28 protein-coding genes are annotated in these 23,953 nt (G+C 68.3%); 14 read left to right on the top strand and 14 right to left on the bottom strand.

All coding sequences use genetic code 11. The annotated features are described in order from the left end of the window. The first annotated feature begins 1 nt into the window (after position 1). Entirely contained in the window at positions 2-1,249 is a 1,248-nt protein-coding gene (locus tag D514_RS31845) for an alpha/beta fold hydrolase (protein WP_031206067.1), read from the top strand. 57 nt (positions 1,250-1,306) lie between these two features. Beyond that, a complete protein-coding gene (locus D514_RS31840; RefSeq protein ID WP_017830427.1) occupies positions 1,307-1,588 on the top strand; it encodes a hypothetical protein in 282 nt (93 codons plus the stop codon). 92 nt (positions 1,589-1,680) lie between these two features. On the opposite strand, the gene D514_RS31835 is transcribed toward D514_RS31840, so the two are convergent. The 3 genes from D514_RS31835 to glgA form a co-directional block, all read right to left on the bottom strand. Beyond that, positions 1,681-1,938 carry a type B 50S ribosomal protein L31 gene (locus D514_RS31835; RefSeq protein ID WP_017830426.1) on the bottom strand — a complete coding sequence of 86 codons (258 nt, stop codon included), beginning with the start codon at positions 1,936-1,938 and terminating at the stop codon, positions 1,681-1,683. A gap of 91 nt (positions 1,939-2,029) precedes the next feature. Further along, the gene (locus D514_RS31830) at positions 2,030-2,815 is read right to left on the bottom strand and encodes an ABC transporter ATP-binding protein (protein WP_017830425.1); all 786 of its coding nucleotides are present in this window, start codon (positions 2,813-2,815) and stop codon (positions 2,030-2,032) included. 17 nt (positions 2,816-2,832) lie between these two features. Then, a complete protein-coding gene (gene glgA / locus D514_RS31825) occupies positions 2,833-4,017 on the bottom strand; it encodes a glycogen synthase (RefSeq protein ID WP_031206065.1) in 1,185 nt (394 codons plus the stop codon). A gap of 46 nt (positions 4,018-4,063) precedes the next feature. Between glgA and glgC the strand changes: the two genes are divergently transcribed. From glgC to D514_RS31810, 3 genes are read left to right on the top strand one after another with little or no spacing between them, the layout of a single operon-like run. After that, a complete protein-coding gene (gene glgC / locus D514_RS31820; RefSeq protein WP_017830423.1) occupies positions 4,064-5,305 on the top strand; it encodes a glucose-1-phosphate adenylyltransferase in 1,242 nt (413 codons plus the stop codon). Positions 5,306-5,353: 48 nt separating this feature from the next. Next, positions 5,354-5,989, top strand: a complete 636-nt coding sequence (gene serB, locus D514_RS31815; protein WP_017830422.1) for a phosphoserine phosphatase SerB — start codon at positions 5,354-5,356, stop codon at positions 5,987-5,989. Between the two features lie 50 nt (positions 5,990-6,039). Next, the gene (locus tag D514_RS31810; protein WP_031206062.1) at positions 6,040-6,729 is read left to right on the top strand and encodes an alpha/beta fold hydrolase; all 690 of its coding nucleotides are present in this window, start codon (positions 6,040-6,042) and stop codon (positions 6,727-6,729) included. A 15-nt stretch (positions 6,730-6,744) separates the two neighbouring features. Here D514_RS31810 and D514_RS31805 read toward each other — a convergent pair whose 3' ends face one another. Then, positions 6,745-7,455: a beta-ketoacyl-ACP reductase gene (locus D514_RS31805; RefSeq protein ID WP_017830420.1), complete on the bottom strand. Its 711-nt coding sequence runs from the start codon at positions 7,453-7,455 to the stop codon at positions 6,745-6,747. Positions 7,456-7,595: 140 nt separating this feature from the next. Here D514_RS31805 and D514_RS38165 point away from each other — a divergent pair, with 140 nt between their 5' ends. Genes D514_RS38165 through D514_RS31790 form a run of 4 tightly spaced genes read left to right on the top strand, consistent with a single transcriptional unit; the run spans position 7,596 to position 9,511 of the window. Beyond that, complete coding sequence (locus tag D514_RS38165; protein ID WP_236610966.1) at positions 7,596-8,108, top strand: DUF4190 domain-containing protein; 513 nt, start codon at positions 7,596-7,598, stop codon at positions 8,106-8,108. A gap of 55 nt (positions 8,109-8,163) precedes the next feature. Beyond that, on the top strand, positions 8,164-8,511 hold the full coding sequence (locus D514_RS31800; RefSeq protein WP_017830418.1) for a DUF3099 domain-containing protein: 348 nt from the start codon (positions 8,164-8,166) through the stop codon (positions 8,509-8,511). Beyond that, entirely contained in the window at positions 8,508-8,702 is a 195-nt protein-coding gene (locus D514_RS39245; RefSeq protein WP_017830417.1) for a hypothetical protein, read from the top strand. The genes D514_RS31800 and D514_RS39245 overlap by 4 nt, the downstream gene beginning before the upstream one ends. Then, positions 8,699-9,511 (top strand): SURF1 family protein, encoded by an 813-nt coding sequence (locus D514_RS31790; RefSeq protein WP_017830416.1) that lies wholly within the window; start codon positions 8,699-8,701, stop codon positions 9,509-9,511. Before D514_RS39245 ends, D514_RS31790 begins: the two co-directional genes overlap by 4 nt. A 64-nt stretch (positions 9,512-9,575) precedes the next feature. Here the strand turns inward: D514_RS31790 and abc-f are convergent, their stop codons facing one another. Next, positions 9,576-11,174: a ribosomal protection-like ABC-F family protein gene (abc-f, locus tag D514_RS31785; protein ID WP_017830415.1), complete on the bottom strand. Its 1,599-nt coding sequence runs from the start codon at positions 11,172-11,174 to the stop codon at positions 9,576-9,578. A 163-nt stretch (positions 11,175-11,337) separates the two neighbouring features. Between abc-f and D514_RS31780 the strand changes: the two genes are divergently transcribed. The 4 genes from D514_RS31780 to D514_RS31765 all read left to right on the top strand — a co-directional run bounded on the left by D514_RS31780 (position 11,338) and on the right by D514_RS31765 (position 15,345). Beyond that, positions 11,338-11,955 carry a DedA family protein gene (locus D514_RS31780; protein WP_017830414.1) on the top strand — a complete coding sequence of 206 codons (618 nt, stop codon included), beginning with the start codon at positions 11,338-11,340 and terminating at the stop codon, positions 11,953-11,955. A gap of 5 nt (positions 11,956-11,960) precedes the next feature. Next, the gene (locus D514_RS31775) at positions 11,961-13,256 is read left to right on the top strand and encodes a sensor histidine kinase (RefSeq protein ID WP_017830413.1); all 1,296 of its coding nucleotides are present in this window, start codon (positions 11,961-11,963) and stop codon (positions 13,254-13,256) included. Further along, positions 13,253-13,924: a response regulator transcription factor gene (locus D514_RS31770; RefSeq protein ID WP_017830412.1), complete on the top strand. Its 672-nt coding sequence runs from the start codon at positions 13,253-13,255 to the stop codon at positions 13,922-13,924. Before D514_RS31775 ends, D514_RS31770 begins: the two co-directional genes overlap by 4 nt. Before the next feature lie 98 nt (positions 13,925-14,022). Then, complete coding sequence (locus D514_RS31765; protein WP_017830411.1) at positions 14,023-15,345, top strand: acyltransferase; 1,323 nt, start codon at positions 14,023-14,025, stop codon at positions 15,343-15,345. 1 nt (position 15,346) lies between these two features. Here the strand turns inward: D514_RS31765 and D514_RS31760 are convergent, their stop codons facing one another. Together D514_RS31760 and D514_RS31755 are read right to left on the bottom strand one after the other, a co-directional pair. Further along, positions 15,347-15,940 carry a CbiQ family ECF transporter T component gene (locus tag D514_RS31760; RefSeq protein WP_017830410.1) on the bottom strand — a complete coding sequence of 198 codons (594 nt, stop codon included), beginning with the start codon at positions 15,938-15,940 and terminating at the stop codon, positions 15,347-15,349. Further along, a complete protein-coding gene (locus D514_RS31755) occupies positions 15,937-16,635 on the bottom strand; it encodes an energy-coupling factor ABC transporter ATP-binding protein (protein WP_017830409.1) in 699 nt (232 codons plus the stop codon). The genes D514_RS31760 and D514_RS31755 overlap by 4 nt, the downstream gene beginning before the upstream one ends. A gap of 66 nt (positions 16,636-16,701) precedes the next feature. On the opposite strand from D514_RS31755, the gene D514_RS31750 reads away from it, so the two are divergent. Next, the gene (locus tag D514_RS31750; RefSeq protein ID WP_017830408.1) at positions 16,702-17,286 is read left to right on the top strand and encodes a TetR family transcriptional regulator; all 585 of its coding nucleotides are present in this window, start codon (positions 16,702-16,704) and stop codon (positions 17,284-17,286) included. Here the strand turns inward: D514_RS31750 and D514_RS31745 are convergent. The 7 genes from D514_RS31745 to sufB form a co-directional block, all read right to left on the bottom strand. Then, the gene (locus D514_RS31745; protein ID WP_017830407.1) at positions 17,249-18,619 is read right to left on the bottom strand and encodes an MFS transporter; all 1,371 of its coding nucleotides are present in this window, start codon (positions 18,617-18,619) and stop codon (positions 17,249-17,251) included. The two genes, D514_RS31750 and D514_RS31745, sit on opposite strands and share 38 nt — an antisense overlap. Continuing rightward, positions 18,616-19,770 (bottom strand): MalY/PatB family protein, encoded by a 1,155-nt coding sequence (locus D514_RS31740; protein ID WP_031206056.1) that lies wholly within the window; start codon positions 19,768-19,770, stop codon positions 18,616-18,618. The genes D514_RS31745 and D514_RS31740 overlap by 4 nt, the downstream gene beginning before the upstream one ends. 90 nt (positions 19,771-19,860) lie before the next feature. After that, a complete protein-coding gene (locus D514_RS31735) occupies positions 19,861-20,190 on the bottom strand; it encodes a metal-sulfur cluster assembly factor (RefSeq protein WP_017830405.1) in 330 nt (109 codons plus the stop codon). Positions 20,191-20,199: 9 nt separating this feature from the next. Further along, on the bottom strand, positions 20,200-20,970 hold the full coding sequence (sufC, locus tag D514_RS31730) for a Fe-S cluster assembly ATPase SufC (RefSeq protein ID WP_017830404.1): 771 nt from the start codon (positions 20,968-20,970) through the stop codon (positions 20,200-20,202). A gap of 3 nt (positions 20,971-20,973) precedes the next feature. After that, positions 20,974-21,300, bottom strand: coding sequence for a non-heme iron oxygenase ferredoxin subunit (locus D514_RS31725; RefSeq protein WP_017830403.1), 327 nt, complete (start codon positions 21,298-21,300; stop codon positions 20,974-20,976). Beyond that, the gene (gene sufD, locus D514_RS31720; RefSeq protein WP_017830402.1) at positions 21,297-22,514 is read right to left on the bottom strand and encodes a Fe-S cluster assembly protein SufD; all 1,218 of its coding nucleotides are present in this window, start codon (positions 22,512-22,514) and stop codon (positions 21,297-21,299) included. Before sufD ends, D514_RS31725 begins: the two co-directional genes overlap by 4 nt. Continuing rightward, entirely contained in the window at positions 22,514-23,932 is a 1,419-nt protein-coding gene (sufB, locus tag D514_RS31715; RefSeq protein WP_017830401.1) for a Fe-S cluster assembly protein SufB, read from the bottom strand. Before sufB ends, sufD begins: the two co-directional genes overlap by 1 nt. Positions 23,933-23,953: the final 21 nt, after the last annotated feature.

Below are 23,953 nucleotides of genomic sequence, written 5' to 3'. Positions count from 1 at the left end.
CATGAGCACCGTCGTCCGCACGCTGCAGGATCTCACCGTCGAAGAGCACACGCTCACCGTGCCCCTCGTGTGGGGCGATCCCACCGACCACCGCACGATCGACATCTTCGCGCGCGTCGTCGCCCGCGAAGGTGGAGAGTCCCTCCCCTACCTCGTCTTCCTGCAGGGCGGGCCGGGGCACGAGGCACCGCGCCCGTTCCACTCGTCGACGTCGCCGGCCTGGCTCGATGAAGCACTCGCCCACTACCGCCTGGTCCTTCTCGACCAGCGCGGCACCGGGCTCTCCACCCCGATCGGGGATCACGACCTCGTGCGCGGCGCTGAGGCCGTGGCCGAGCACCTCACGCACCTCCGCGCCGACGCGATCGTGCGCGACTGCGAGGCGATGCGGGAGCACCTGGGCGCCACAACCTGGAGCGTACTCGGGCAGTCCTTCGGCGGCTTCACCACCCTGGCGTATCTCTCCACCGATGCCGCCTCGCTCGAAGACGTCTTCATCACCGGTGGCCTCAGCGCCGTCGGGCGCCACCCCGACGATGTCTACGCGCTCTGCTACGACAAGATGCGCGATGCGTCCGAGCGCTACTATCGCCGATTCCCGGAGCACCGCGACGCCATGAGGCGACTCGTCGATCTGGCGGATGCCGGTGACATCATCCTTCCCGACGGCGAGGTGGTCTCCCGCTCGCGCCTGCGGTCGGTGGGGTCGGCGCTGGGCACCAACGACGGCTGGCAGACCCTGTGGTCGATCCTGGAGCGCGATCCGTCCTCCAACGCCTTCCGGTACGACCTGATGCACGCGATGCCCTACGACGGCCGCAACCCGCTGTACTTCGCGTTCCACGAATCGAGCTACGCCGATGGCCATGCCACCCGGTGGTCGGCCGAGCGCACGGAGCCGACAGACTTCCGCGACGACCCGACGCTGTTCACCGGCGAGCACATCCGCCGCGAGTGGACCGAGACGGTGCCCGCGTTCCAGCCGTGGCGCGATGTCGCCCTCCACCTCGCCGAGTTCGAGTGGCCGAGCATCTACGACGCCGCAGCCATCTCGGCATCGGGTGCGACCGGTGCGGCCGCCGTCTACATCAACGACGTCTACGTGCCCTACGAGTTCTCTCTCGAGACCGCGAAGCTGATCCCGGGCGTGCAGCTCTGGCAGACGAGCGAGCACGAGCACAACGGCCTGCGCAGCGGACCGGTGCTGTCCCACCTGATCGACCTCGCCCACGGCCGCCGCGTGCGCTGAGCGTCTCCTCCTCGAGGAGGATGCCCCTCGTCCCACCCGACGCCTAGTCTGGAGCGCATGGAACAGGGTGTGGGGGTGATCGTCACGGTCGGAGTGCTGCTGCTCCTGGTCTCCGCCGTGATCGTCATGATCGCCTTCGGCTTCTCGAAGGTACCCATCGAGAAGAAGTACGAGAGCAGTGGAGGTGGCCTCGGCGGCGCGTTCGACGCCGTCTGGTCACCGACCGCGCATGAAGCGGGGATGGAACGCGACCGTCAGACACAGAGGACGGCTCCGGCACCGGCGCCCGGCGATCCCCCCGACACGATCGACGACGGCCGGATCCGGCTCGACCTCTGACGCCTCGGAGCACGGTCGGATGCGACGCCCACATCCGAGAACGAAGAAGGCCCCACGCTCTGAGGAGCATGGGGCCTTCTTCTTGACGGTCGTTACTTGGACGAGCCGCCGAAGCCCTTGAAGCGCTGGTTGAACTTCTCGACGCGGCCGGCCGAGTCCATGATGCGCTGCTTGCCCGTGTAGAACGGGTGCGAAGCCGAGGAGATCTCGACGTCGATGACGGGGTACTCCACGCCGTCCAGCTCCATCGTCTTGTCGCTCGACACGGTCGAACGGGTGAGGAACGTCTCGCCCGATCCGAGGTCGCGGAACACGACAGCCTTGTACTCGGGGTGAATGTCAGTCTTCATGGGATTCCTTAGTTGCTGCCCTGGATTGTGCCAGGGACGAGGGAAGTCTGCGGTGCAGAGAGCACCAAGGGTCGATTCTATCAGACGCGCATCAGGATGCCGCGCGGGCCGCGTAGCGTCCGTCTTCGCTGGTGAGCACGATCGGCATGCCGAAGGTGTCGGTGAGCGCCTCAGCCGTGAGCGTCTCGGCGATCGGTCCTGCGGCCACGACGGCACCGTCGCGGATCAGCATGACGTGGGTGAACCCTACGGGGATCTCCTCCACGTGGTGCGTGACCATGAGCATGGCCGGGGTCGTCGGAGAGGAGGCGTAGCCGCTGAGGAGCGCGAGGAGCTCTTCCCTGGAGCCGAGATCGAGCGATGCCGTGGGCTCGTCGAGCAGCAGGAGCTCCGGGTCGGTCATCACGGCACGCGCGATCTGGACGCGCTTCTGCTCGCCGTCGCTGAGCGTGCCGAAGGTGCGGTCGGCCAGGTGGTCGAGGCGCCAGTCGGCGAGGACACGGAGCGCGCGACGCTCATCGATGTCCTCGTAGCTCTCGTTCCATCGGCCGAGCACCGAGTAGGCGGCAGTGAGCACGGTGTTGAGGACCGTCTCGTCACGAGGGACCCGCTTGGCCATCGCCGAGGAGGCGAATCCGATCCGCGGACGCACCTCGAACACGTCGGTGCGGCCGAGGGTCTCCCCCAGCACCGTCACCGTTCCGGCGGTCGGGTGCATGAGCGTGTCGGCCAGCTGCAGGAGCGTCGTCTTGCCCGCGCCGTTCGGGCCGAGGATCACCCATCGCTGATCATCGTCTACCTGCCAGGTCACGTGATCGATGATGTTGCGCCCCTCACGGCGCACGACGACGTCAGTGAATTCCAGAGCGCTCGGCATGTCCCCAGCCTATCGGCTCAGGCGGTCAGCTCCGCGTACAGCGCGCGCGTCGTCTCGGCGATCGCCGCCCAGCTGAACTCGTTGCGCGCCCGCTCGCGTCCGGCCTCGCCGTAGGCGCGTGCCCTCTCCGGATCCATCGCCACCTCGGTGAGCACGGCGGCGAGATCCGCGACGTAACGCTGCGGATCGACGGGTGTGCCCGTGCCGTCCTGCACCTGCTCGATCGGGACGAGACGCCCGGTGACGCCGTCGGCGACGACCTCGGGGATCCCGCCGGTCGCCGTTCCCACCACGGCAGCACCACACGCCATGGCCTCGAGGTTCACGATGCCCAGCGGCTCGTAGATCGACGGGCAGACGAATGTGGTCGCTGCCGTCAAGATGGCGGACAGCTCGTCCCGCGGCAGCATCCGCTCGATCCAGATCACGCCGTCGCGATTCTGCTGGAGCAGGCGCACCCCCTCCTGCACCTCGGCCATGATCTCCGGCGTGTCCGGGGCGCCGGCGCAGAGCACCAGCTGCACCTCCGGAGGGAGCAGCCGTGCAGCCTGCAGCAGATAGGGCAGCCCCTTCTGCCTCGTGATGCGTCCCACGAAGACCACTGAAGGACGGGCCGGATCCATCCCGATCGAGCGCAGGAACGGCTCGTCCTGCACAGGGCGCCAGCGTTCGACGTCGATTCCGTTGTGGATCACCCGGACCTTCGCCGGGTCGACCTGCGGGTAGCTGCGCAGGATGTCGGCGCGCATCCCTGCGCTCACGGCGATCACGGCTGCGGCGTTCTCATAGGCCAGTCGCTCGATCCCGCTCGAGACGGCGTAACCGCCCCCGAGCTGCTCCGCCTTCCACGGCCGCAGAGGCTCGAGGCTGTGCGCTGTGAGGACATGCGGGATGCCGTGCAGCTGGGAGGCGAGGTGACCGGCGAAGTTCGCGTACCAGGTGTGGCTGTGCACCAGGTCGGCGTCGGCGATGGCCGAGACGATCTCCAGATCGGTGCCGAGCGTCTGCAGCGCGGCATTCGCCCCCGCGAGCTCCACGGGCGTGCGGTACGCGAAGGTACCTGCCTCGTCTCGGGGAGCGCCGAACGCGCGCACCTGCACGTCCACGTGCTCCCTGAGGGCCGCGACGAGCTCGGCGACGTGCACGCCGGCACCGCCGTAGACCTCCGGCGGGTACTCCTTCGTGATCATTTCAACTCGCATGTCTGAACGCTAGTACAGCGACGACGAAGGCATCTATGGTGGAGCCATGTCCGCTCCAAAGAAGGTCTTCGGGATCATCCTCGCCGGCGGCGAGGGCAAGCGCCTCATGCCCCTCACGGCCGACAGAGCGAAACCCGCAGTGCCGTTCGGCGGACAGTACAGGCTCATCGACTTCGCCATCTCGAACCTCATCAATTCAGGACTGCGCCAGATCGTGGTGCTGACGCAGTACAAGTCCCACAGCCTCGACCGGCACATCTCGCAGACGTGGCGGATGTCGGCTCTGCTCGACTCGTACGTCACGTCCGTGCCCGCGCAGCAGCGCCTGGGCAAGCGGTGGTTCTCCGGCTCTGCCGACGCGATCCTGCAGAGCATGAACCTCATCAACGACGAGAAGCCCGACATCGTCGTGGTGATCGGCGCCGACCACGTCTACCGCATGGACTTCCGTCAGATGCTCGAAGCCCACATCGAGTCCGGCGCGAAGGCGACCGTCGCCGGCATCCGTCAGCCGCTCGCGCTCGCGTCGCAGTTCGGTGTGATCGACGCCGACGCGGAATCGGGACGGATCAAGCAGTTCCTGGAGAAGCCGACCGACATCGCAGGTCTCGAGGACTCCCCCCACGAGGTGCTCGCCTCGATGGGCAACTACATCTTCGACGCCGACGCGCTGATCGCCGCCGTCGAGGCAGACGGGGAGTCCCCCGTGTCAGGGCACGACATGGGTGGCGACATCGTCCCCTATTTCGTCGAGCGCGGCGAGGCCGGCTACTACGACATGAAGCAGAACGAGGTGCCCGGCTCCTCGCCGCGCGACCGCTCGTACTGGCGAGACGTGGGGACGATCGACTCGTTCTACGACGCGCACCGCGATCTGATCTCCACCCTGCCCATCTTCAACCTCTACAACATGGAGTGGCCGATCCACTCGCAGGCGGTCAACTCCCCGCCGGCGAAGTTCGTCCGCGACTCGGTCGGTCGCATCGGCAACGCGATCGACTCGATCGTCTCGCTCGGATCCGTGCTGTCCGGTACACACCTGGAACGCAGCGTCGTGGGTCCGTGGACCCTGGCAGGGGGCGGATCGACCATCACCGACTCGGTCGTCTTCGACCACGTGCACGTCGGGCAGGGGGCGCGCATCCATCGGGCGATCCTCGACAAGAACGTGGTGCTGGCCGATGGTGCCACGGTCGGCGTCGACCGCGAACGCGACCTGGCCCGTGGTTTCACCGTCACCGAATCCGGCATCACGGTCGTCGGCAAGGGCGTCTTCATCGAACGCTGAGTGCGTCACGGAGCACGCCGACCGTCCGGTGATCGCTAGGCTCGACGGGTGACTGCCGCGCGTTTCCTCGTCGTCCTCGATGCCGATTCCACCCTCATCCGCAATGAGGTGATCGAGTTGCTGGCCGACGAAGCCGGCCGGCGCGCCGAAGTGCAGGCCGCCACGGAGGCGGCGATGCGCGGCGAGGTCGATTTCGCGACGAGCCTGCGCTCCCGGGTCGCGGCGCTGGAGGGCGTTCCCGTCTCGGCGTTCGAGCGTGTCCGCGCGCGGATCGAGCCCACCCCCGGGGTGCGTGAACTCACCGCGGCCGTCCACGACCGCGGAGGTGTCGTCGGCGTCGTCTCGGGAGGCTTCCACGAGATCCTCGACAGCGTCGCCCCCGAGCTCGGCGTCGATCGCTGGCGAGCGAACCGCCTCGACGTCGCAGACGGCGTGCTCTCCGGCCGGGTCGACGGCGACATCGTCGACGGCGCCGCGAAGGCATCCTCGCTCCAGGAATGGGCCGCAGAGCTCGGCGTCGACCCCCGGGCGACCATCGCGATCGGCGACGGCGCGAACGACCTGCAGATGATGGCGGTGGCAGGCCTCGGCATCGCCTTCAACGCCAAGCCCGCCGTGCGCGCGGCCGCCAGCCTCGTGATCGGCCCGCAGGATCTCGCCGAGGTCATCGCACTGCTGCCGTAGACCGAAGCCTGGAGAAAGCCCGGCGCCACCGCTAGCGTCGGTCCAAGGACATCCTCCTCATCCCCGGCCTCTGGCTCGACGCATCCAGTTGGGAAGAGGTGCTCCCCGCGCTCGAAGAGGCAGGGCATCGCGCGCATCCGCTCACCCTGCCCGGACTCGATGACCCGGCGTCGACCTCTGCCGAGATCGGCATCGCGCACTGGATCGCGGCAGCGGTGTCCGCCGTGGACGCTCTATCAGGAGACGTCGTGGTGGTCGGTCACAGCGGCGGCGGGAACGTCGCGTGGGGCGTGGCCGATGCGCGCCCCGACCGCGTGAGCCGTGTCATCTTCGTGGACACCGTGCCGCCGCCGGCCGGGAGCGCGATCAGCGAGTTCGAGGTCGTCGACGGTGTGGTGCCCTTCCCCGGCTGGGACTTCTTCCCCGAAGAGGACGTCAGCGATCTCGATGAGTCGACGCGAGCGCGTACGGCGCCGCTCACCCGCAGTGTTCCCGCCAGAGTGCCCACCGACGCCATCGCGCTGGTGAACCCTGCGCGGTACCGAGTGCCGGTGACGCTGCTGATGGGTGGCCTGGATCAGGCCGCGTTCGAGGGGATGATCGACCAGTGGGGCGCCTACGCCGCCGAGTACCGTGCGATCGACGACGCCGAGGTCGTGCGCATCGGCTCCGGTCACTGGCCGCAGTTCTCGGTTCCCGAGAGGCTCGCGGAACTCCTCAACGCGGCGATCGCACGCTGAGATTCGACCTCGGGATCAGTGCCCCATCCCGAGTCCGCCGTCGACGGGGATGACCGCGCCCGAGATGTAACCGGCGTCGTCACCCGCGAGCCAGGTCACCACGCCCGCGACCTCATCGGGGGTCGCGAATCGTGCCGCCGGGATGCTCGCTTTGTACTGCTTCTGGGTCTCCTCGGGCAGTTCCGCGGTCATGTCGGTCTCGATGAAGCCCGGAGCGACGACGTTGGCCGTGATCCCGCGGGCCCCGAGCTCACGCGTGATCGAGCGGGCGAAGCCGACCAGGGCGCTCTTCGATGCGGAGTAGTTCGCCTGCCCGGCGGAACCGTAGAGCCCCACGACACTCGAGATCAGGATGATGCGGCCGAACCGCGCGCGAAGCATGCCCTTCGAGGCACGCTTGACGACGCGGAACGTTCCTCCCAGGTTCGTGGCGACCACGCTGTCGAAGTCGTCCTCGCTCATGCGCATGAGGAGGGTGTCCTTCGTGATGCCGGCGTTGGCGACGACGATCTCGACCGGACCGAGCTGCTGCTCCACCTCGGTGAACGCGGCGTCGAGGGCAGCGGCATCCGTGACGTCCGCGCGGACGGTGAGCGTTCCCTCCGGCCCTTCGCCGCTGCGGGCGGTGACTGCGACGCGGTACCCGTCCCGCACGAAGCGCTCCGCGATCGCGCGGCCGATACCGCGGTTTCCGCCGGTGACGAGGACGACGCGCTCAGCGCTCATGGGGACACTCCTGCTCTGGGCCGGTGGCCCGAGTTCCCGGGCCGTCATCGATCCTACCGACGATGCCCCGCCCGACCGCCTCCCGGCGTTTGACAGGCGCGGACGGTGCTGGAACTCTGATCGAGACGAAAGGCTTCACCGTGAGCGACAACCGCACTCCCCCTCCTGCCGGCGAGCCACCGCGCACTCCGCCTCGGCCGCCCGCTCCGGCCGCCTTCCCCGTCGTACCGACCCTTCCCGCGTATCCGGTGCAGCCCGCCCCGCAGCCGGCGCAGAACCAGCCCGTCCCGCCGTCGTACACCCCGACGACCCCGCCTGCATATGCGCCCTACGGCGCACCGGTCTACCCCGCGGTCCCGGCCCCGCGCCCCACGAGTGGACTCGCGATCACCTCGCTGATCTGCGGCATCGCCGGAGTCGTGCTCGTCTGGGCCATCATCCCGGTGCTGGCATCGATCGCGGCCGTGATCACCGGTCACATGGCGCTCGGGCAGACCCGGCGTGATCCCGGCATCGGCGGTCGAGGCATGGCCATCGCCGGACTGATCCTCGGTTACGCGATGATCGCGATCGCCGCATTCACCCTCATCGGCATCATCATCAGCTTCCTGTTCGTCGGAGCGTTCAGCCTGCCCTTCATCCTCTCCCGCTGATCTGCCGCAGAAGGGGCACGCCGACGGGTCGGCAGCGGCGTAGGCTTGAGGCATCGTGAAGAACGCGCGTCAAGTCCCGGCCGTCACCTCCCTGCCGCAGTCTCCGCAGGACGAGGCTGACCATCGCGTGCGCCGATATGTCCTGACGATGAGCATCCGCATCGTGTGCTTCGCTCTCATGGTGCTCGTCCAGCCCTACGGGTGGTACACCTGGGTCTTCGGGATCTCGGCGGCCGTGCTTCCGTACATCGCCGTGGTGTTCGCGAACGCGGGCAGCGACAGCACCGAAGCCACGGCGGAGTCGCCCTTGCAGGAGCTGGAAGCGCCGGGACCGGTTCCGATCGAGCCCGAGGCGACGACCCCGCCGGTGTTCACGATCCATGAAGGCCCGAAGGACCGATGACACAGCTCGAATGCTCGCGCGCCGGGTGCCGGAGCGCGGCGACCAGACAGGTCGTGTGGCGTAATCCTCGGATCCATGCCGTCGACCGGGAGAAGATCTGGTTGGCCTGCGATGAGCACGTCGAGTACCTCCGCGACTACCTCGCAGCCCGTGATTTCCCGGTGACCGTTCGAGACGGAGTCCCGGCATGAGCCGACGCCTGACCCGGTGGGTCATCTACGTGCTCATCGCGATCGGATTCGGGGTCGCGTGCGTGTTCCTGTCGCACTGGCAGTTCGAGCGGAACGAATCCCGCGCCGCGCAGATCGAGCTCGTCGAGCAGAACTACGACGCCGACCCCGTCCCCCTGGCCGATCTCATCGGAGACGACGGCGCGCTCGATCCGGCCGACGAGTGGCGCCCGGTGATCCTGAAAGGCGAATACCTGGCGGAACAGCAGCTGCTTGTCAGGAACCGCCCGCACGGTGGGACCAGTGCTTTCGAGGTGCTGGTGCCATTCCGTGACACCGACGGACGCATCTTCATCGTCGATCGCGGCTGGGTGCCGCCCGGCGACGGGGATGCCCCGGATTCGGTGCCGGCCCCTCCCTCGGGGGAAGCCGAGGTCACGGTGCGACTTCGCCCCGGCGAGCAGCTTCCGGCCTCGGGTCGCGGGGCACCGGAAGGACAGGTGCCGACCATCAACCTGCCGTCGATCGCGACGCTCGTCGACGGCGATGTGATCACGAGCGCCTACGGACGAGTGATCAGCGAGGAGCCGGCAGGAGACGGCGCACTGGGCGGATTCGACTCTCCCACCGACGACCCCGGTCCCCATCTGTCGTACGCGATCCAGTGGATCCTCTTCGCCCTGATGGGCTTCATCTTCATCGGATACATCATCCGCACGGAGATCGTGAAGCACCGCGAAGAGGTCGAGGGCACACCGGCCCCGGTCAGGAAGTCGCGTCGCAAGGACCACGACGCCGACGTCGAGGACGAACTGCTCGACGTGCGCTGATCGGTGCAGCCGGTCGCCGCCGCCTCACGGAGCCCCTACGGACCCACGCGAGCACGCGGAGGGATCAGGCGAGCTCGATGAGGTCCTGGTACTCCTGGCTCCAGATGTCCTCGACACCGTCGGGCAGGATCAGGACGCGCTCGGGGTTGAGCGACTGCACGGCACCCGGATCATGCGAGACGAGCACGACGGCGCCCTCGTAGTGCGCGAGCGCACCGAGGATCTCCTCGCGGGAGGCGGGGTCGAGGTTGTTGGTCGGCTCGTCGAGCAGCAGCAGGTTCGCGGACGAGACGACGAGCGTCGCGAGCGACAGACGCGTCTTCTCTCCGCCGGAGAGCACTCCGGCGGGCTTGAGCACATCGTCGCCTGTGAACAGGAACGACCCCAGCACCTTGCGGGCCTCGGTCTCGGTGATGTGCGGCGCGGCCGAGACCATGTTCTCCAGCACCGAGCGGTTCACATCGAGGTTCTCGTGCTCCTGCGCGTAGTAGCCGACCTTGAGACCGTGCCCCGGCTCCAGCTGCCCCGTGTCGGGCTGGTCGACGCCGGCGAGCATGCGCAACAGCGTGGTCTTGCCCGCACCGTTGAGACCGAGCACGACCACCTTGGAACCGCGATCGATGGCCAGGTCGACGTCGGTGAAGATCTCGAGCGACCCGTACGACTTCGACAGGCCTGACGCCATCATGGGCGTCTTGCCGCAGGGCGCCGGCTTCGGGAAGCGCAGCTTCGCGACCCGGTCTTCCTGGCGCACCTCGTCGAGCCCCGCGAGCAGCTTCTCGGCCCGCGCGATCATCTGATGCGCAGCAGCGGCCTTGGAGGCCTTCGCCCCGAAGCGTGCGGCCTGCAGCTGCAGGGTCGTCGCCTTCTTCTCGGCGTTCGCACGCTCTTTCTTGCGGCGCTCCTCATCGGCCACCCGCTGGCGCAGGTAGTTCTTCCAGTTCATGTTGTAGGTGTCGATGATCTGGCGGTTGGCGTCGAGGTAGAACACGCGGTTCACCGTCTCGCCGACCAGCTCGACATCGTGGCTGATCACGATCAGTCCACCCTTGTACCCCTTGAGGAACTCCCGCAGCCACACGACGCTGTCGGCGTCGAGGTGGTTCGTCGGCTCGTCGAGGATCATCGTCTCGGCGTCGGAGAACAGGATGCGGGCGAGCTCGATGCGGCGACGCTGACCACCGGAGAGCGTCGACAGCGGCTGGTCGAGGATGCGGTCGGGAAGCGACAGGTTGTTGGCGATGGAGGCCGCCTCGGCCTCAGCCGCATAGCCTCCCTGTGCCTCGAACTGCTCGGTGAGGCGGGCATAGCGCTTCATCGCCTTGTCGGCCACCGCGGGATCGTCGGAGCCCATCGCGAGCGCGGCCTCGGACATGCCGAGGTTGAGCTGACCGAGCCCGCGAGCATCGAGGATGCGGGTGCGCGCGAGGTCTTCGGGGTTGCCCGAACGGGGGTCCTGCGGCAGGTAGCCGAGCTCACCGGAGCGGGTCACGCTTCCGCCGGAGGGCAGCACATCGCCCGCGAGCACCTTGGTGAGCGTGGTCTTTCCGGCCCCGTTGCGGCCGACGAGTCCGATCTTGTCTCCGTCGGCGACGCGGAACGAGACGTTCTCCATCAGCAGGCGCGCGCCAACGCGGATCTCGAGGTCGTGCACGGCAAGCACAGCGGACGTCCGTTCTTTCGGGGAGGTTGTTCGGCCGATCGGCCAGCCTCCCAGTATAAGCGTCGTCGCCGGGAGTCGCGGTCAGCAAGATCAGCCCGGAGAGTGAGCGTGCCGATACCGCAGAGGGATGCCTGCGCCATCGCCTGCCGCATAACGTGCGGGAGTGGATATCCTCAACGAGCTCATCATGCAGGCGATCGCGTCGCCCTGGCTGTATCTGGTGCTGTTCGCCGTCACCATCATCGACGGCTTCTTCCCCCCGATCCCCAGCGAGACCGTGCTCGTGGCCGCGGCGGCCGTCACCGCCTCCACCGGCGAGGGGAATCTGCTGCTGCTCGGCGCCGTCGCCGCGATCGGCGCGGCCATCGGCGACAACACCGCCTTCCTCATCGGCCGCGGGCTGGGCACCACCCGCTTCGCGTGGATGCGACGGCCACGGGTCGCTGCGGCGTTCGCACATGCCCAACGCGCACTCGATCGCCGCAGCGCCACCCTAATCCTCGGCGCCCGGTACATCCCCGTCGGACGAGTCGCCGTCAACATGACGGCCGGGGCCCTCGATTTCCCCTGGCGGCGCTTCCTCCCGCTCAGCCTGATCGCCGGAGTCAGCTGGAGTGTGTTCAGCCTGGCCATCGGTCTGCTCGCAGGCGCCTGGATCAAGGATCAACCGCTGCTCAGCGCAGGGCTCGGCATCGCCATCGCGCTGGTCGTCGGCTTCCTGATCGACAGGATCGCCGCAGCCCGTCGGCGCCGTGTGCCGACCCCGCAGCTGGCAGGATGACTGTCATGGCACGCCGCCGCGAGCGCTCACCTCGCCGACCACGGATCAGCCGCCGCACCTCCGCCTACGTTGCGCTGTGTGCGGCGGTCGTGGCGCTGTTCTCGGTGCTGGTGTCGCTGCAGAGCGTGCTGTACGGCACTCCGCTGCCCCTGTCGTTCATCCTCGGCGCGGCCCTGTGCGTCTCTCCCCTGCTGTCGATCTCGCACCCCCGCTGGGCCATCGGGCTCTTCACCGCCGGGGCACTCGCCCTTCCGCTCACGGTCGTGCCGGAACTGGCGATCCGCTCCCCGTGGCCCTGGTCCGTCCCCGCGCTGCTGACCTTCGTCCTGTTCGTCGGTGTCCTCACCTTCCTGCACGGCGCACGGCTCGGCGCCTTCGCACTGATCCTCGGGGCGATCGCTTCTCTTCTCGCGCCGCTGCTTCGTCCCGACATGGTGGCGCTGCCGGAGTCATCCGCCAGCGCGACGGCCGACCTCATCGTGACGACGGCCGTCGCCTCCGCCATGTTCCTCATCGCGGCGCTCATCGCCGGGCGCGCCAGAGTGGCCGCCGAGCTGACACGCGAGAAGGAGCACAGCGCGCTCGAGGAGGCCAGACGTGCTCTGGTAGAGGAGCGCACGAAGATCGCCAGAGAGCTGCACGACGTCGTGGCGCACAGCATGTCCGTGATCCAAGTGCAGGCCTCGACTGCGAAGTACCGGATCCCCGAGCTCGACGATGCGGCGATCGCCGAGTTCGACGACATCGCGGCGACCGCCCGGGGCTCGCTCACCGAGATGCGCCGCATGCTCGGTGTGCTCCGCACCGAGGACCAGAGCGCCGAGCTCGCGCCCCAGCAGGGTGTCGACGACATCCCTGCCCTGGTCGACAGCATCCGCCGCGCCGGCGTCGAGGTCGGACTCGTGCTGGAGGGCGGCGAGACCGCCGCCTCGGCCGCCCCCGCCGTGCAGATCGCCGCGTTCCGCATCGTCCAGGAGGCGTTGAGCAACGCCGTCCGTCACGCCCCCGGTGCGCGGATCTCCGTGCGTGTGCGCGCAGAGGCCCGCAGTCTCCGCATACTGGTGCACAACCCCGCACCACCGCGCAGCCCGGACGGTCATGGCGGCGGCTACGGCCTCCGCGGAATGCGGGAGCGCGCGGAGATCCTCGGTGGAAGCCTCTCCGCGGGACCGGCACCGGACGGCGGGTGGGATGTCGACGCCGTGCTCCCTCTCGACGCCGGCATCGCCGCCGACACGACAGCGGCCCCGTCGCTGGGGAGCCCGGCGCTGACCACCCCCCTCGAGAAGGAGAACCCGTGACGATCAGCGTGCTCATCGCCGACGATCAGGCCATGGTACGAGCCGGCTTCGCTGCGCTCCTCGATGCCCACGACGGCATCCGCGTCACGGGGCAGGCCGCCAACGGTGCAGAGGCGGTGACCCTGGCGGCGCGTCTCGATCCCGATGTGATTCTCATGGACGTGCGCATGCCCGAGCTGGATGGGATCGAGGCGACTCGGCGCATCCTCGGCCCCGCCTACCCCGCGGCGCACGTGCCCCGGATCCTCATGCTGACGACTTTCGACATCGATGACTACGTGTACGACGCCCTCGAGGCCGGTGCCAGCGGTTTTCTGCTGAAGGACGCACTGCCGGAGGAACTCGTGCACGCGGTGCGGGTCGTCGCGGGTGGAGACGCACTGCTCGCCCCCAGTGTGACCCGTCGCATGATCGAGCAGTTCGCCGGTCGTCGCCCCCGGGCACCGCGTTCGGCGACGGCCCTGGCCGACCTCACCGATCGGGAGCGCGAGGTGCTCGTGCTCATCGGTCGAGGGCGCTCCAACACCGAGATCGCCGCCGAGCTCTTCATCGCGGAGCAGACCGTAAAGACGCACGTCGGCAAGGTGCTCGCGAAGCTGAACCTGCGCGATCGCGTGCACGCCGTGATCCTCGCCTACGACACCGGACTCGTCGAGCCCTCATCCTGACTCACCCCGTCGTAGGGGGTCGCAACAGCACCCAAGGGTGATGCCTCCGCCGGCACCGCGTCCATAGTCTCCTGGAACACCGCTTCCGAGGAGGACTCATGACCATCGTCCAGGCACCGCGCGCCGTCAGCACCACGGCTCCCCCGCGCGCATCCCGTGACACCGGGATCGACTTCCTCCGGGCCCTCTGCGTCCTCGGTGTCGTCCTCCTGCACGCGATCATGGTCGGCGTCACCGTCGGCGAGTCCGGCCCGGTCTTCGACAACGCCAGCGACGGAACGGCTTGGATCGCACCGCTCAGCTGGTTCCTGCAGGTGATGCCGCTGTTCTTCGTGATCGGAGGCTTCTCCGGACTCCTGGCCTATCAGCGGATGCGTCAGCGCGGAGGAACGGCCATCGGCTTCGTCGCCGGCCGCGTGCACCGCCTGCTGCGTCCGGCGATCTTCACGATCGCCGTCATCGGACTCGCGCTCGCCCTGCTCACCGTCTCGGGCGTCCCTGCCGACCTGATCGCGACGGCCGGCTTCCGCTACGGGCAGCCGCTCTGGTTCCTGGGTGTCTTCCTCCTCTGCCAGGCGTTGCTCCCCCTCCTCGCCGCCTCTCACGAGCGCGCGCCCCTGCGGACCATCGGCGCCCTGGCTGTCGCCGCGATCGCTGTCGACGTGCTGCGGGCGGCCTCCGGACTCGAAGGCCTGGGCTTCCTGAACCTCGCCTTCGTGTGGATGACCCTCCAGCAGCTCGGCTTCTTCCTCGCCGACGGCAGCATCGACCGCCTCAGCAGAGGTATCCGTGCCGCTGCAGGCGGCGCCGCCCTCCTGACGCTGGTGGTGACGTTCGCCTTCGGGATCTACTCCCCCGACCTGATCGCCAACATCAACCCGCCCACGGCTGCGCTCCTGCTGGTCGGCGTCGCCCACACCAGCCTGCTGTCGCTGCACCGTGAGCGTCTCGAGCGGTTCAGCCGTCGCCCGCGGGTCGCCGCGTTCACCGGGTTCGTCACGGTGCGCACGATGACGATCTACCTGTGGCACATGCCGGTGCTGCTGCTGATGGCCGGCTTCACCGCCGTGTTCGCCCTCATGACCGGGATGACGCTGCCGGCGCTGGACAGCGCGGGCTGGTGGGCCGGGCGCCCGCTCTGGCTCGCGACGGCGGTCGCTCTGACGGCCCTCGTAGCCGTCGCGTTCACGCGATTCGAATCGCAGCCCGCACCCCCGGCGACGTCTTCGAGACGTCGTCTCGTCGTGGGAACCCTGAGCGGCCTCGTCGGCATCGTGCTGCTGCTGGCCCTCGGCACCTCAGTCGCGACCGCGCTGATTGCGATCGCACTGATCGCGGTCTCCCTGCGGCTGTCGTCGCTTTCCTCCGCACCGGGCGCGTCTCAGTCGGCATCCCCCGCCGCCCGGCTCGTGCCGGCCTGAGTCAGCCCATGCCCCTCGCCGCCAGTGCGTCTCCGACCTCGTCCGCATGCGTGAGCGCGAGCACGAGCAGAGGCACCACGGCGCGGACGCCCAGGCGCACATCACGCGCCTGCTCGGCCTCCCGCACGCGTGCGGCGAACCCGGCCATCACCGGGATGGTGGCGAGGGTCAGCGATATCGTCAGCGCCATCGCCTCCGGGTCCGCCCCGAGCCTGCGCAGCGGCCGCAGGAGCCGATGCAACACCTCGAGAAGGTCTGCCATCCGGGTGGTGAGCGTGAGCAGGCCGGCCAGGAGCAGCACCGACAGGACCCTTCCTGTGCTGATCCACGCGGCCACCGGCGACACGAAGATCACCAGGGCGACGGCGAGGACGAGGACGATCCACCGCAGTCGCCATGTCTCGACCAGGAGCACGCGGAGCGGCATCCCGCTCACGCCGTAGAGCCCGACGACGATCAGGAGCGAGACGGCGATGCTGATCGGGTCGTGCGGATACAGCGAGAGAAGGAGAGCCCCGACCGCGAGAGCAGCGAGCTTGACACCAGCGGGGAGTCGATGAAAGATCCCCGTTCCCGGGCGGTACAGCGCGATCACGCGCAGGCCTGACGATATGCCGCGATCACCGCAGGTGGCGGACCCGAGGCGACGATCCGTCCGTCCTCGAAGAGCAGCGCGGTGTCGCAGCGGGCCGCGAGGTCGAGGTCGTGCGTGACCACCACGAGCTGAGCCTGCTGGGAGAGCAGGAGGTCGCCGATGCGGCGGGCGTTGCGCAGATCGAGGAGCGTCGTCGGCTCGTCCGCCACGATGATCCTCGGTGCCGCGATAAGCACCGAGGCCAGCGCGAGCATCTGCTTCTGCCCACCGGACAGGCTCGACGCGGGCACTTCCGCATGTGCCTCCAGTCCGTGCGCCCGGAGGGTCTGCCTGACGCGCTCGGCGACCTCTTCCCTCGGGAGGCCGCGCACCGACAACGCGAGGTCTTCGGCAGGGGTGGGCATGAGGATCTGCGCATCCGGGTTGGTGAACACGAAGCCCACGAGTCTGCGCACCGCGGCACGCTCGCGCACCGTGTCGAGCCCGTGTACCGACACCGAACCGCTGTGGGGCGCGATGAGGCCGTTCAGCACTCTCGCGAAGGTCGACTTGCCGGACCCGTTCGCCCCGATCACGGCGATGGTCGCAGCTGTGAGGTCGGCGCTGACGTCGTGCAGCACCCGACGACCGTCGATCTGCACCGACACCCGGTCGAGGCGGATCGGCGCGATGCCGATCTGAGGGGATGTCGTCACCTTTGGCCTCTCCACGCGTCTCACCTGAACACTGTTCACCTGAACGTCGTTCACTATAATCGGAGCATGAGCCCTGAGCCCAATCCTGCACGTCATGACCGCGACAGCGTCGCCAGGAGTGCCCTCGCTCTGCTCGACGAGGTGGGGCTGGCAGACCTCTCGATGCGGCGTATCGCGGCAGGCCTCGACGTGCAGCCGAGCGCGCTCTACTGGCACTTCGCGAACAAGCAGGAACTGCTCGCGGAGCTGGCCGATCGGATCACCGCGACGATCCCGAGCGAGCCGACCGACGTCGTGGCGACGGCGCGGGGCATCCGTGACGCGCTCTTCACCTACCGCGACGGCGCGGAGCTGGTCCTCAGCACCTACGCGCTCCAGCTCGGCTCCTCGCAGGCGCAGACCGCGCTGGCCGATGCGCTGCGCGCGCAGGGTGCCGCCGATGTGGAGGATCGGAGCGCCGCGATCCTGCACTTCGTGCTCGGCCATGCCACGCTCGTGCAGCAGCGCATGCACGCCGACAGCCACGGCGCCCTGCCGGAGACCGACGACGTCGATGTCACCGCCGGCCTCGATCGCGTCTTCGACCTCGGGGTCACCGCCCTCGCCGGGGTGATCAGCGCGCCGCCGACTCTGCCGCGTGCCCGAGCCTGAGACCGGGCACCAGAGCCAGCACGACGAGGACGATGCAGAACGCGAACACCGCGCTGAACGCCCCCGCCCCGCCGCCGAGGGTCGCGACGCCGAGCCCGGCGAGGGCGATGGCGACGGCCGATCCGGACGCATCCGAGATCGACAGCGCCGAGGAGTTGAAGCCCTGGTCGGTGTCGTCCGAGTAGGCCAGCGTCAGCACCGTGAGACGCGGATAGAGCAGCCCCATCCCGCCCCCGGCGAAGGCCCAGCCCACCACGACGACGGCGGCCGAGACATCGAACACCGCGGCCGTGAGCACGCACAGCATGGCGATGAGCAGCGAGCTCAGGCTGATCGTCGTGATGCGGTGATTCCCCAACCGCTCCCCGAATCGCCCCTGCAGAGCCGAGGCGCCTGCCCAGGCCAGCGCCGCGAGCATCAGGGCGATGCCCGCCCATGTCGCGGTGAAGTCGAACTTCTTCATCAGCAGATACGGGATGTACGCCTCAGCCGCGAAGAAGGCCCCGGCCACGATTCCCCGCATCAGCACCACGCTGGGGAGCCCCGCTCCGGCGCGGAGTGTGCGCCGCGGCAACAGCGGCATCACGGCGAATCCGATCGCCACCACGGCGCCGAGCGCCACCGGCCATCTCATCGAGGGCTGCAGATCCGCCGAGAAGCCGACCACGACGGCCAGGATGGCGACCACCACCGCCAGCACCAGCCGGACGACCAGCGTCCGGCTGTCCTGTGGGGTGCCGCGGCCGAGGTCCACACCGCGAAGACGGACGGCGATCATCAGGAAGGCCGCCGCCGTCAGCACCGCCACGCCGAGGAACGCCCAGCGCCAGTCGAGATACTCGGCGACCGCGCCGGCGAGGAAAGGACCGACCATCGACGGCACGACCCATGCCGCGGCGAAGGCGGCGAAGATCCGACCGTGCAGGTGAGGCGGGTACAGCCGGGCGACCACGACGTACAGTGCGACCGTCTGCCCTCCGGTCCCGAGGCCCTGGACGAGTCGTCCGATCAGGAACTGATGCATCGTGACGGCGAAGCCGGAGATCAGCAGGCCGATGATGAAGAGGGTCACGGCGACGTACAGGGCACCGCGCGGTCCGCGGGCATCCGACCATGCTCCGGTCGCGACCATGCCGATCACACTCGTCGCCAGAGTGCCGGCGAAGGCGACGGCGAAGAGAGCCTCACCGTCCAGCGCTGCGCTCACGATCGGCATCACGGTGGTGACCGCGAGGGCTTCGATCGCCGCGAGGAAGATCAGCGCGACCGCGCCGAGGGTCACCCAGATGCGTTGGCGGTCCCAGATCGTCGCGGTGTCCGCCGGGACGGTCATCGACCGACGAGCGCCGCGATGCGCTCGATGGCTTCGGTGAGGATCTCCGGGCTGGTGCCGAAGTTCAGCCGCACGTGCCCCGCGCCCTCCGCACCGAAGGCCGGCCCGAAGTGCAGGGCGACCTTGGCGTCCTTCAGGATACGCCGCGCGGGATTGCCTCCCCAGCCCAGCGCGGAGAGATCGATCCACGCGAGGTAGCCGGCATCGGGCAGGCGATAGCGCGCGCCGGGGAGGCGCGCAGCGAGAAGGTCTTCGAGCAGCACCCGGTTCTCGTCGAGAGTGCGCAGCAGTCCATCGAGCCAGGCATCGCTCTCCTCCGAGAAGGCGGCGACAGCGGCGAGCAGACCGAACTGCCCGGTACGCCACTCCACCTCGACCGGAAGCCCGCGCACGACGGCACTCGTCTCGTCGTCGGCCGTGACCATGAGAGCGCACTTGAGCCCGGCGAGGTTGAACGCCTTGCTCGCGCTCACCACGGCGTAGCCCACCCGCTGCGCGGCCTCGTTCACGGCGAGGAACGGGGTGAACCCCGTGCCCGGCTGAGCGAGCGGGGCATGGATCTCGTCCGAGACCACCGCGACGCCGAACTCGCCGGCAAGCTCCGCGAGAGCGGAGAGACTGTCGCGGTCATGCACGGTGCCGGTGGGGTTGTGCGGGTTGCAGAGCAGGATCGCGGTCGCGCCGTCGTCGAACGCCGCGCGGATGCCGTCGAGATCGAGCTCCCACCCGGTTCCGGTATCGCGAAGCGGCACGCGCTCCACCTCCGCACCGGCCTCGGCCACCAGATCGTAGAACGGCGGGTACACCGGCGGCGTGACGACGATGCGCTCTCCCGGCTGGGTCACGCGACGGAGGATCTCGACGATCCCCATGCTCACGTCCGCCGTGCTGCGCATCCGGGCGGGATCAGGCTCCCACCCGTAGCGCCGGGACGCGAAGGACGCGAACGACTCGGCGAGCGGGGTCCGCGACGCGATGTATCCCGTGTCGCCGATCTCGACGGCACGCTGCAACGCCGTCGAGATCGCCGGAGCCAACGGGAAGTCGGTCTCCGCGACGAACAACGGCAGGACGTCTGCGGGGTACTCCCGCCACTTCTCGCTGCTACGCTCGCGCAGCTCCGCCAGAGGCAGGGCGTTGACCTGAAGCATTCTCTCTCCCGAGGTTCCGACACGCGCCGTCGCGGTGTCATCCGATCCGACGCGCGCCGACAACGCCTTCCGGCAATGCTCCTGCGCGGGTCAGATCGCGAAGCCGAGGGCGCGCATCATGTCGCGCCCGTCGTCGGAGATCTTCTCCGGACCCCACGGCGGCATCCACACCCAGTTGATCCGGAAGCGATCGACGACGTTGTCCAGGGCCTGCGCAGTCTGGTCCTCGAGGACGTCGGTGAGCGGGCATCCGGCACTGGTCAGCGTCATATGGATGACGAGAGCGTCGTTCTCGTCATCCCAAGCGAGATCGTAGATGAGTCCGAGGTCGACGACGTTGATCCCGAGCTCGGGATCCATCACGTCTTTGAGGGCCTCGGTGACCGCGTCGTACTTCTCGTCCGTGAGGGTCGCTGTCATGCGATCAGCCTACGCCTCGATCGGAGCTGCAGGGTCGAGGAAACGGTCGTATCCCTCGTTCTCCAGCCGGTCTGCCAGCTCGGGGCCGCCCTCTTCGACGATCTTGCCCGCGACGACCACGTGGACGAAGTCGGGGCGGATGTAGCGGAGGATGCGGGTGTAGTGCGTGATGAGCAGCACGCCGAGTCCGGTGGACTCCTTCGCACGGTTGACACCCTCGGAGACGATCTTGAGCGCGTCGACGTCGAGGCCGGAGTCGGTCTCGTCGAGGATCGCGAACTTGGGCTTCAGCACCTCGAGCTGCAGGATCTCGTGGCGCTTCTTCTCGCCACCGGAGAAGCCCTCGTTGACGTTGCGCTGCGCGAACTTCGGGTCCATGCGCAGGTTCGACATGGCCGCCTTGACGTCCTTGGTCCAGCCGCGGATCGCCGGCGCTTCGCCGTCGAGCGCCGTCTTGGCCGTGCGGAGGAAGTTCGTCACCGTGACGCCGGGGATCTCGACCGGGTACTGCATCGCGAGGAACAGGCCGGCGCGGGCGCGCTCGTCGACGCTCATCTCCAGGACGTCCTGGCCGTCGAACGTGATGGATCCCGACGTCACCGTGTACTTCGGGTGACCGGCGATCGTGTAGGCCAGGGTCGACTTGCCGGAGCCGTTGGGGCCCATGATGGCGTGGGTCTCACCGGTGTTCATGGTGAGGTTGATTCCGTTGAGGATCGGGGTGGTCCCCGCCTCGGTCTCGACCGTCACGTGCAGGTCGCGGATCTCGAGAACAGACATTCTTCAGACTTCCTTAATCACAGTCGGATCGATGAGCACGTCATCGCCGTCGATCTGGACGACATAGACCGGGACGGGCTCATAAGCGGGGAGATTCTGGGGCTTGCCGGTGAGCAACGAGAAGGCGGAGCCGTGTGCCCAGCACTCCACCGTGTCGCCCTCGACGAAGCCCTCGGACAGCGAGATGTCGCCGTGGGTGCAGGTGTCGCCGATGGCGTGGATGACACCCTCGCCGTCCTTGATCACCGTGATGGGCACACCACCCGGGTCCACGCGCAGAGGCATGTCCTGTTCCAGGTCGGCGACGCCGCAGACGCGTTCGGCGGTCATGCACTCACCTCGGCGAGCTCCGTCTCGATGGCTGCGAGCAGTTCGGCCTCGAGGGCGGGGATGCCCAGGCGCTGCACGATGTCGGTGAGGAATCCGAGCACGACGAGGCGTCGCGCCTCTTCCTCGGTGATACCGCGCGCCTGCAGGTAGAACAGCTGCTCGTCGTCGAAACGACCGGTGGCGCTCGCGTGACCGGCACCGAGGATGTCGCCCGTCTCGATCTCGAGGTTCGGGATCGAGTCGGCGCGTGCGCCTTCGGTGAGGACGAGGTTGCGGTTCGCCTCGTACGAGTCGGTACCCGTCGCGTCGGCACCGATCAGGACGTCGCCGATCCAGACGCTGTGCGCGCCCTGACCCTGCAACGCCCCCTTGTAGAGGACGTCGCCCCTGGTGTGCGGGCCCTTGTGGTGCAGGTAGACCTGGCTCTCGAGGTGCTGCCCGGCGTCTGCATAGGAGAGGCCGTAGAGGTAGCCCTCGGAACCGGCGCCGGCCAGCTCGACGTTAGGGTTGACGCGCACGATGCCGCCGCCGAAGCTCACGACGAAGTGCTTGAGCGTCGCATCGGCGCCGACCCGAGCCTGGTGCGCGGCCGTGTGAACCGCGTCGTCCGCCCACTGCTGCAGGCTGATGACCGTGAGCTTCGCGCCGTCGCGGACGATGATCTCCACGTTCTGCGCGTACTGCGCGGACCCGGTGTGCTGGAGCACGACCGTCGCAGAGCTGTGCTCCAGTGCCTCGATCACGATGTGCGCGTCGGCACGGCGCTGCGCTCCGAGACCCGCGATGGAGATGAAGACAGGCTCGGCGACCTCTTCCTCGCGCGGGATGCGCACGTGGAGTGCCTCGGTGCTCCCCTGCCAGGCGACGGCGGCCGTCACGTCCTCCGCGAGGAAGACCTCGCCACGGGGAGCCGCACCGATGGCGAGGGGTGCAGCGATGTACTGCTCCCCCGCGCCGTACGTGTAGCTGACACCGTCGTTCGGCGACGCGACCTCGAACAGCGAGGTGAGCTGCGCGACCGGGGTGTGCTTCCAGTTGACCTCGCGCCCGGTCGGGGCACCGAAGTCGGCGGGCTCGAAGGAGTGCGGCCGCTCCGAGCGGGTCTGCACCGGGACGAAGCCCGCGGCGGCGACCTGGGCCGCCGGGTCGATGTGCGCGCCTTCGGGCGCGTTGGTGTGCTGCGCCTCGGCAGGCGCTGTCGTCGAGGCCGTCACTAGCCGACCGATCCTTCCATGCCCATCTCGATGAGCTTGTTCAGTTCCATCGCGTACTCCATGGGCAGCTCACGTGCGATCGGCTCGATGAAGCCGCGCACGATCATCGCCATCGCCTCGTCCTCGGGCATGCCGCGGGACTGCAGGTAGAACAGCTGCTCCTCGCTCACCTTCGAGACCGTGGCCTCGTGGCCGAGCTGCACGTCGTCGACACGGATGTCGATCGCCGGGTAGGTGTCGGAGCGGGACTTGGTGTCCACCAGCAGGGCGTCGCAGCGCACGGTGTTCGCGGAGTGGTGTGCCGCAGCATCCACTCGCACCTCGCCGCGGTAACCGGCACGTCCCCCACCGCGGGCGATCGACTTCGAGACGATCGACGACTGCGTGTACGGGGCCATGTGGATCATCTTCGCGCCGGCGTCCTGGTGCTGACCGGGACCCGCGAAGGCGACCGACAGCGTCTCGCCCTTGGCGTGCTCGCCCATCAGGTAGATCGACGGGTACTTCATCGTCACCTTGGAGCCGATGTTGCCGTCCACCCACTCCATGGTCGCGCCCTCGTACGCCACGGCGCGCTTGGTGACCAGGTTGTAGACGTTGTTCGACCAGTTCTGGATCGTCGTGTAGCGAACGCGGGCGTTCTTCTTCACGATGATCTCGACGACGGCCGAGTGCAGGGAGTCCGACTTGTAGATCGGAGCCGTGCAGCCCTCGATGTAGTGGACGTAGCTGTCCTCGTCGGCGATGATCAGCGTGCGCTCGAACTGACCCATGTTCTCGGTGTTGATGCGGAAGTACGCCTGCAGCGGGATCTCGACGTGCACGCCCTTGGGAACGTAGACGAACGAGCCGCCGGACCACACGGCCGTGTTCAGCGCGGCGAACTTGTTGTCGCCGGCGGGGATCACGGTGCCCAAGTACTCCTCGAAGAACTCGGGGTGCTCGCGCAGCGCGGTGTCGGTGTCCATGAAGATGACACCCTGCTGCTCCAGGTCCTCACGGATCTGGTGGTAGACGACCTCGGACTCGTACTGCGCCGCGACGCCGGCCACGAGGCGCTGACGCTCGGCCTCGGGGATGCCGAGGCGCTCGTAGGTCTCACGGATCTCGGCGGGAAGGTCTTCCCACGTCTGCGCCTGCTTCTCGGTGGAGCGGACGAAGTACTTGATGTTGTCGAAGTCGATCTCGCTGAGGTCTGCGCCCCAGGTCGGCATCGGCTTGCGCCCGAAGAGCTGGTACCCCTTGAGGCGGGTCTTCAGCATCCATTCGGGTTCGTTCTTGAGGCCCGAGATCCCGCGGACGACGTCTTCGGAGATACCGCGTTTCGCGATGGCACCCGCAGCATCCTCATCGTGCCAGCCGAATTCGTACACCCCCAGACCGTCAAGCTCCGGGCGGTCGATCAGCACATCCGACATCCAACACTCTCCTCACAGGTC

Source organism: Microbacterium sp. UCD-TDU, from assembly GCF_000340625.1.
Classification (GTDB): domain Bacteria; phylum Actinomycetota; class Actinomycetes; order Actinomycetales; family Microbacteriaceae; genus Microbacterium; species Microbacterium maritypicum.
Note: the sequence above shows the minus strand (reverse complement) of the source record. Positions and strands in the feature narration are given on the sequence as shown.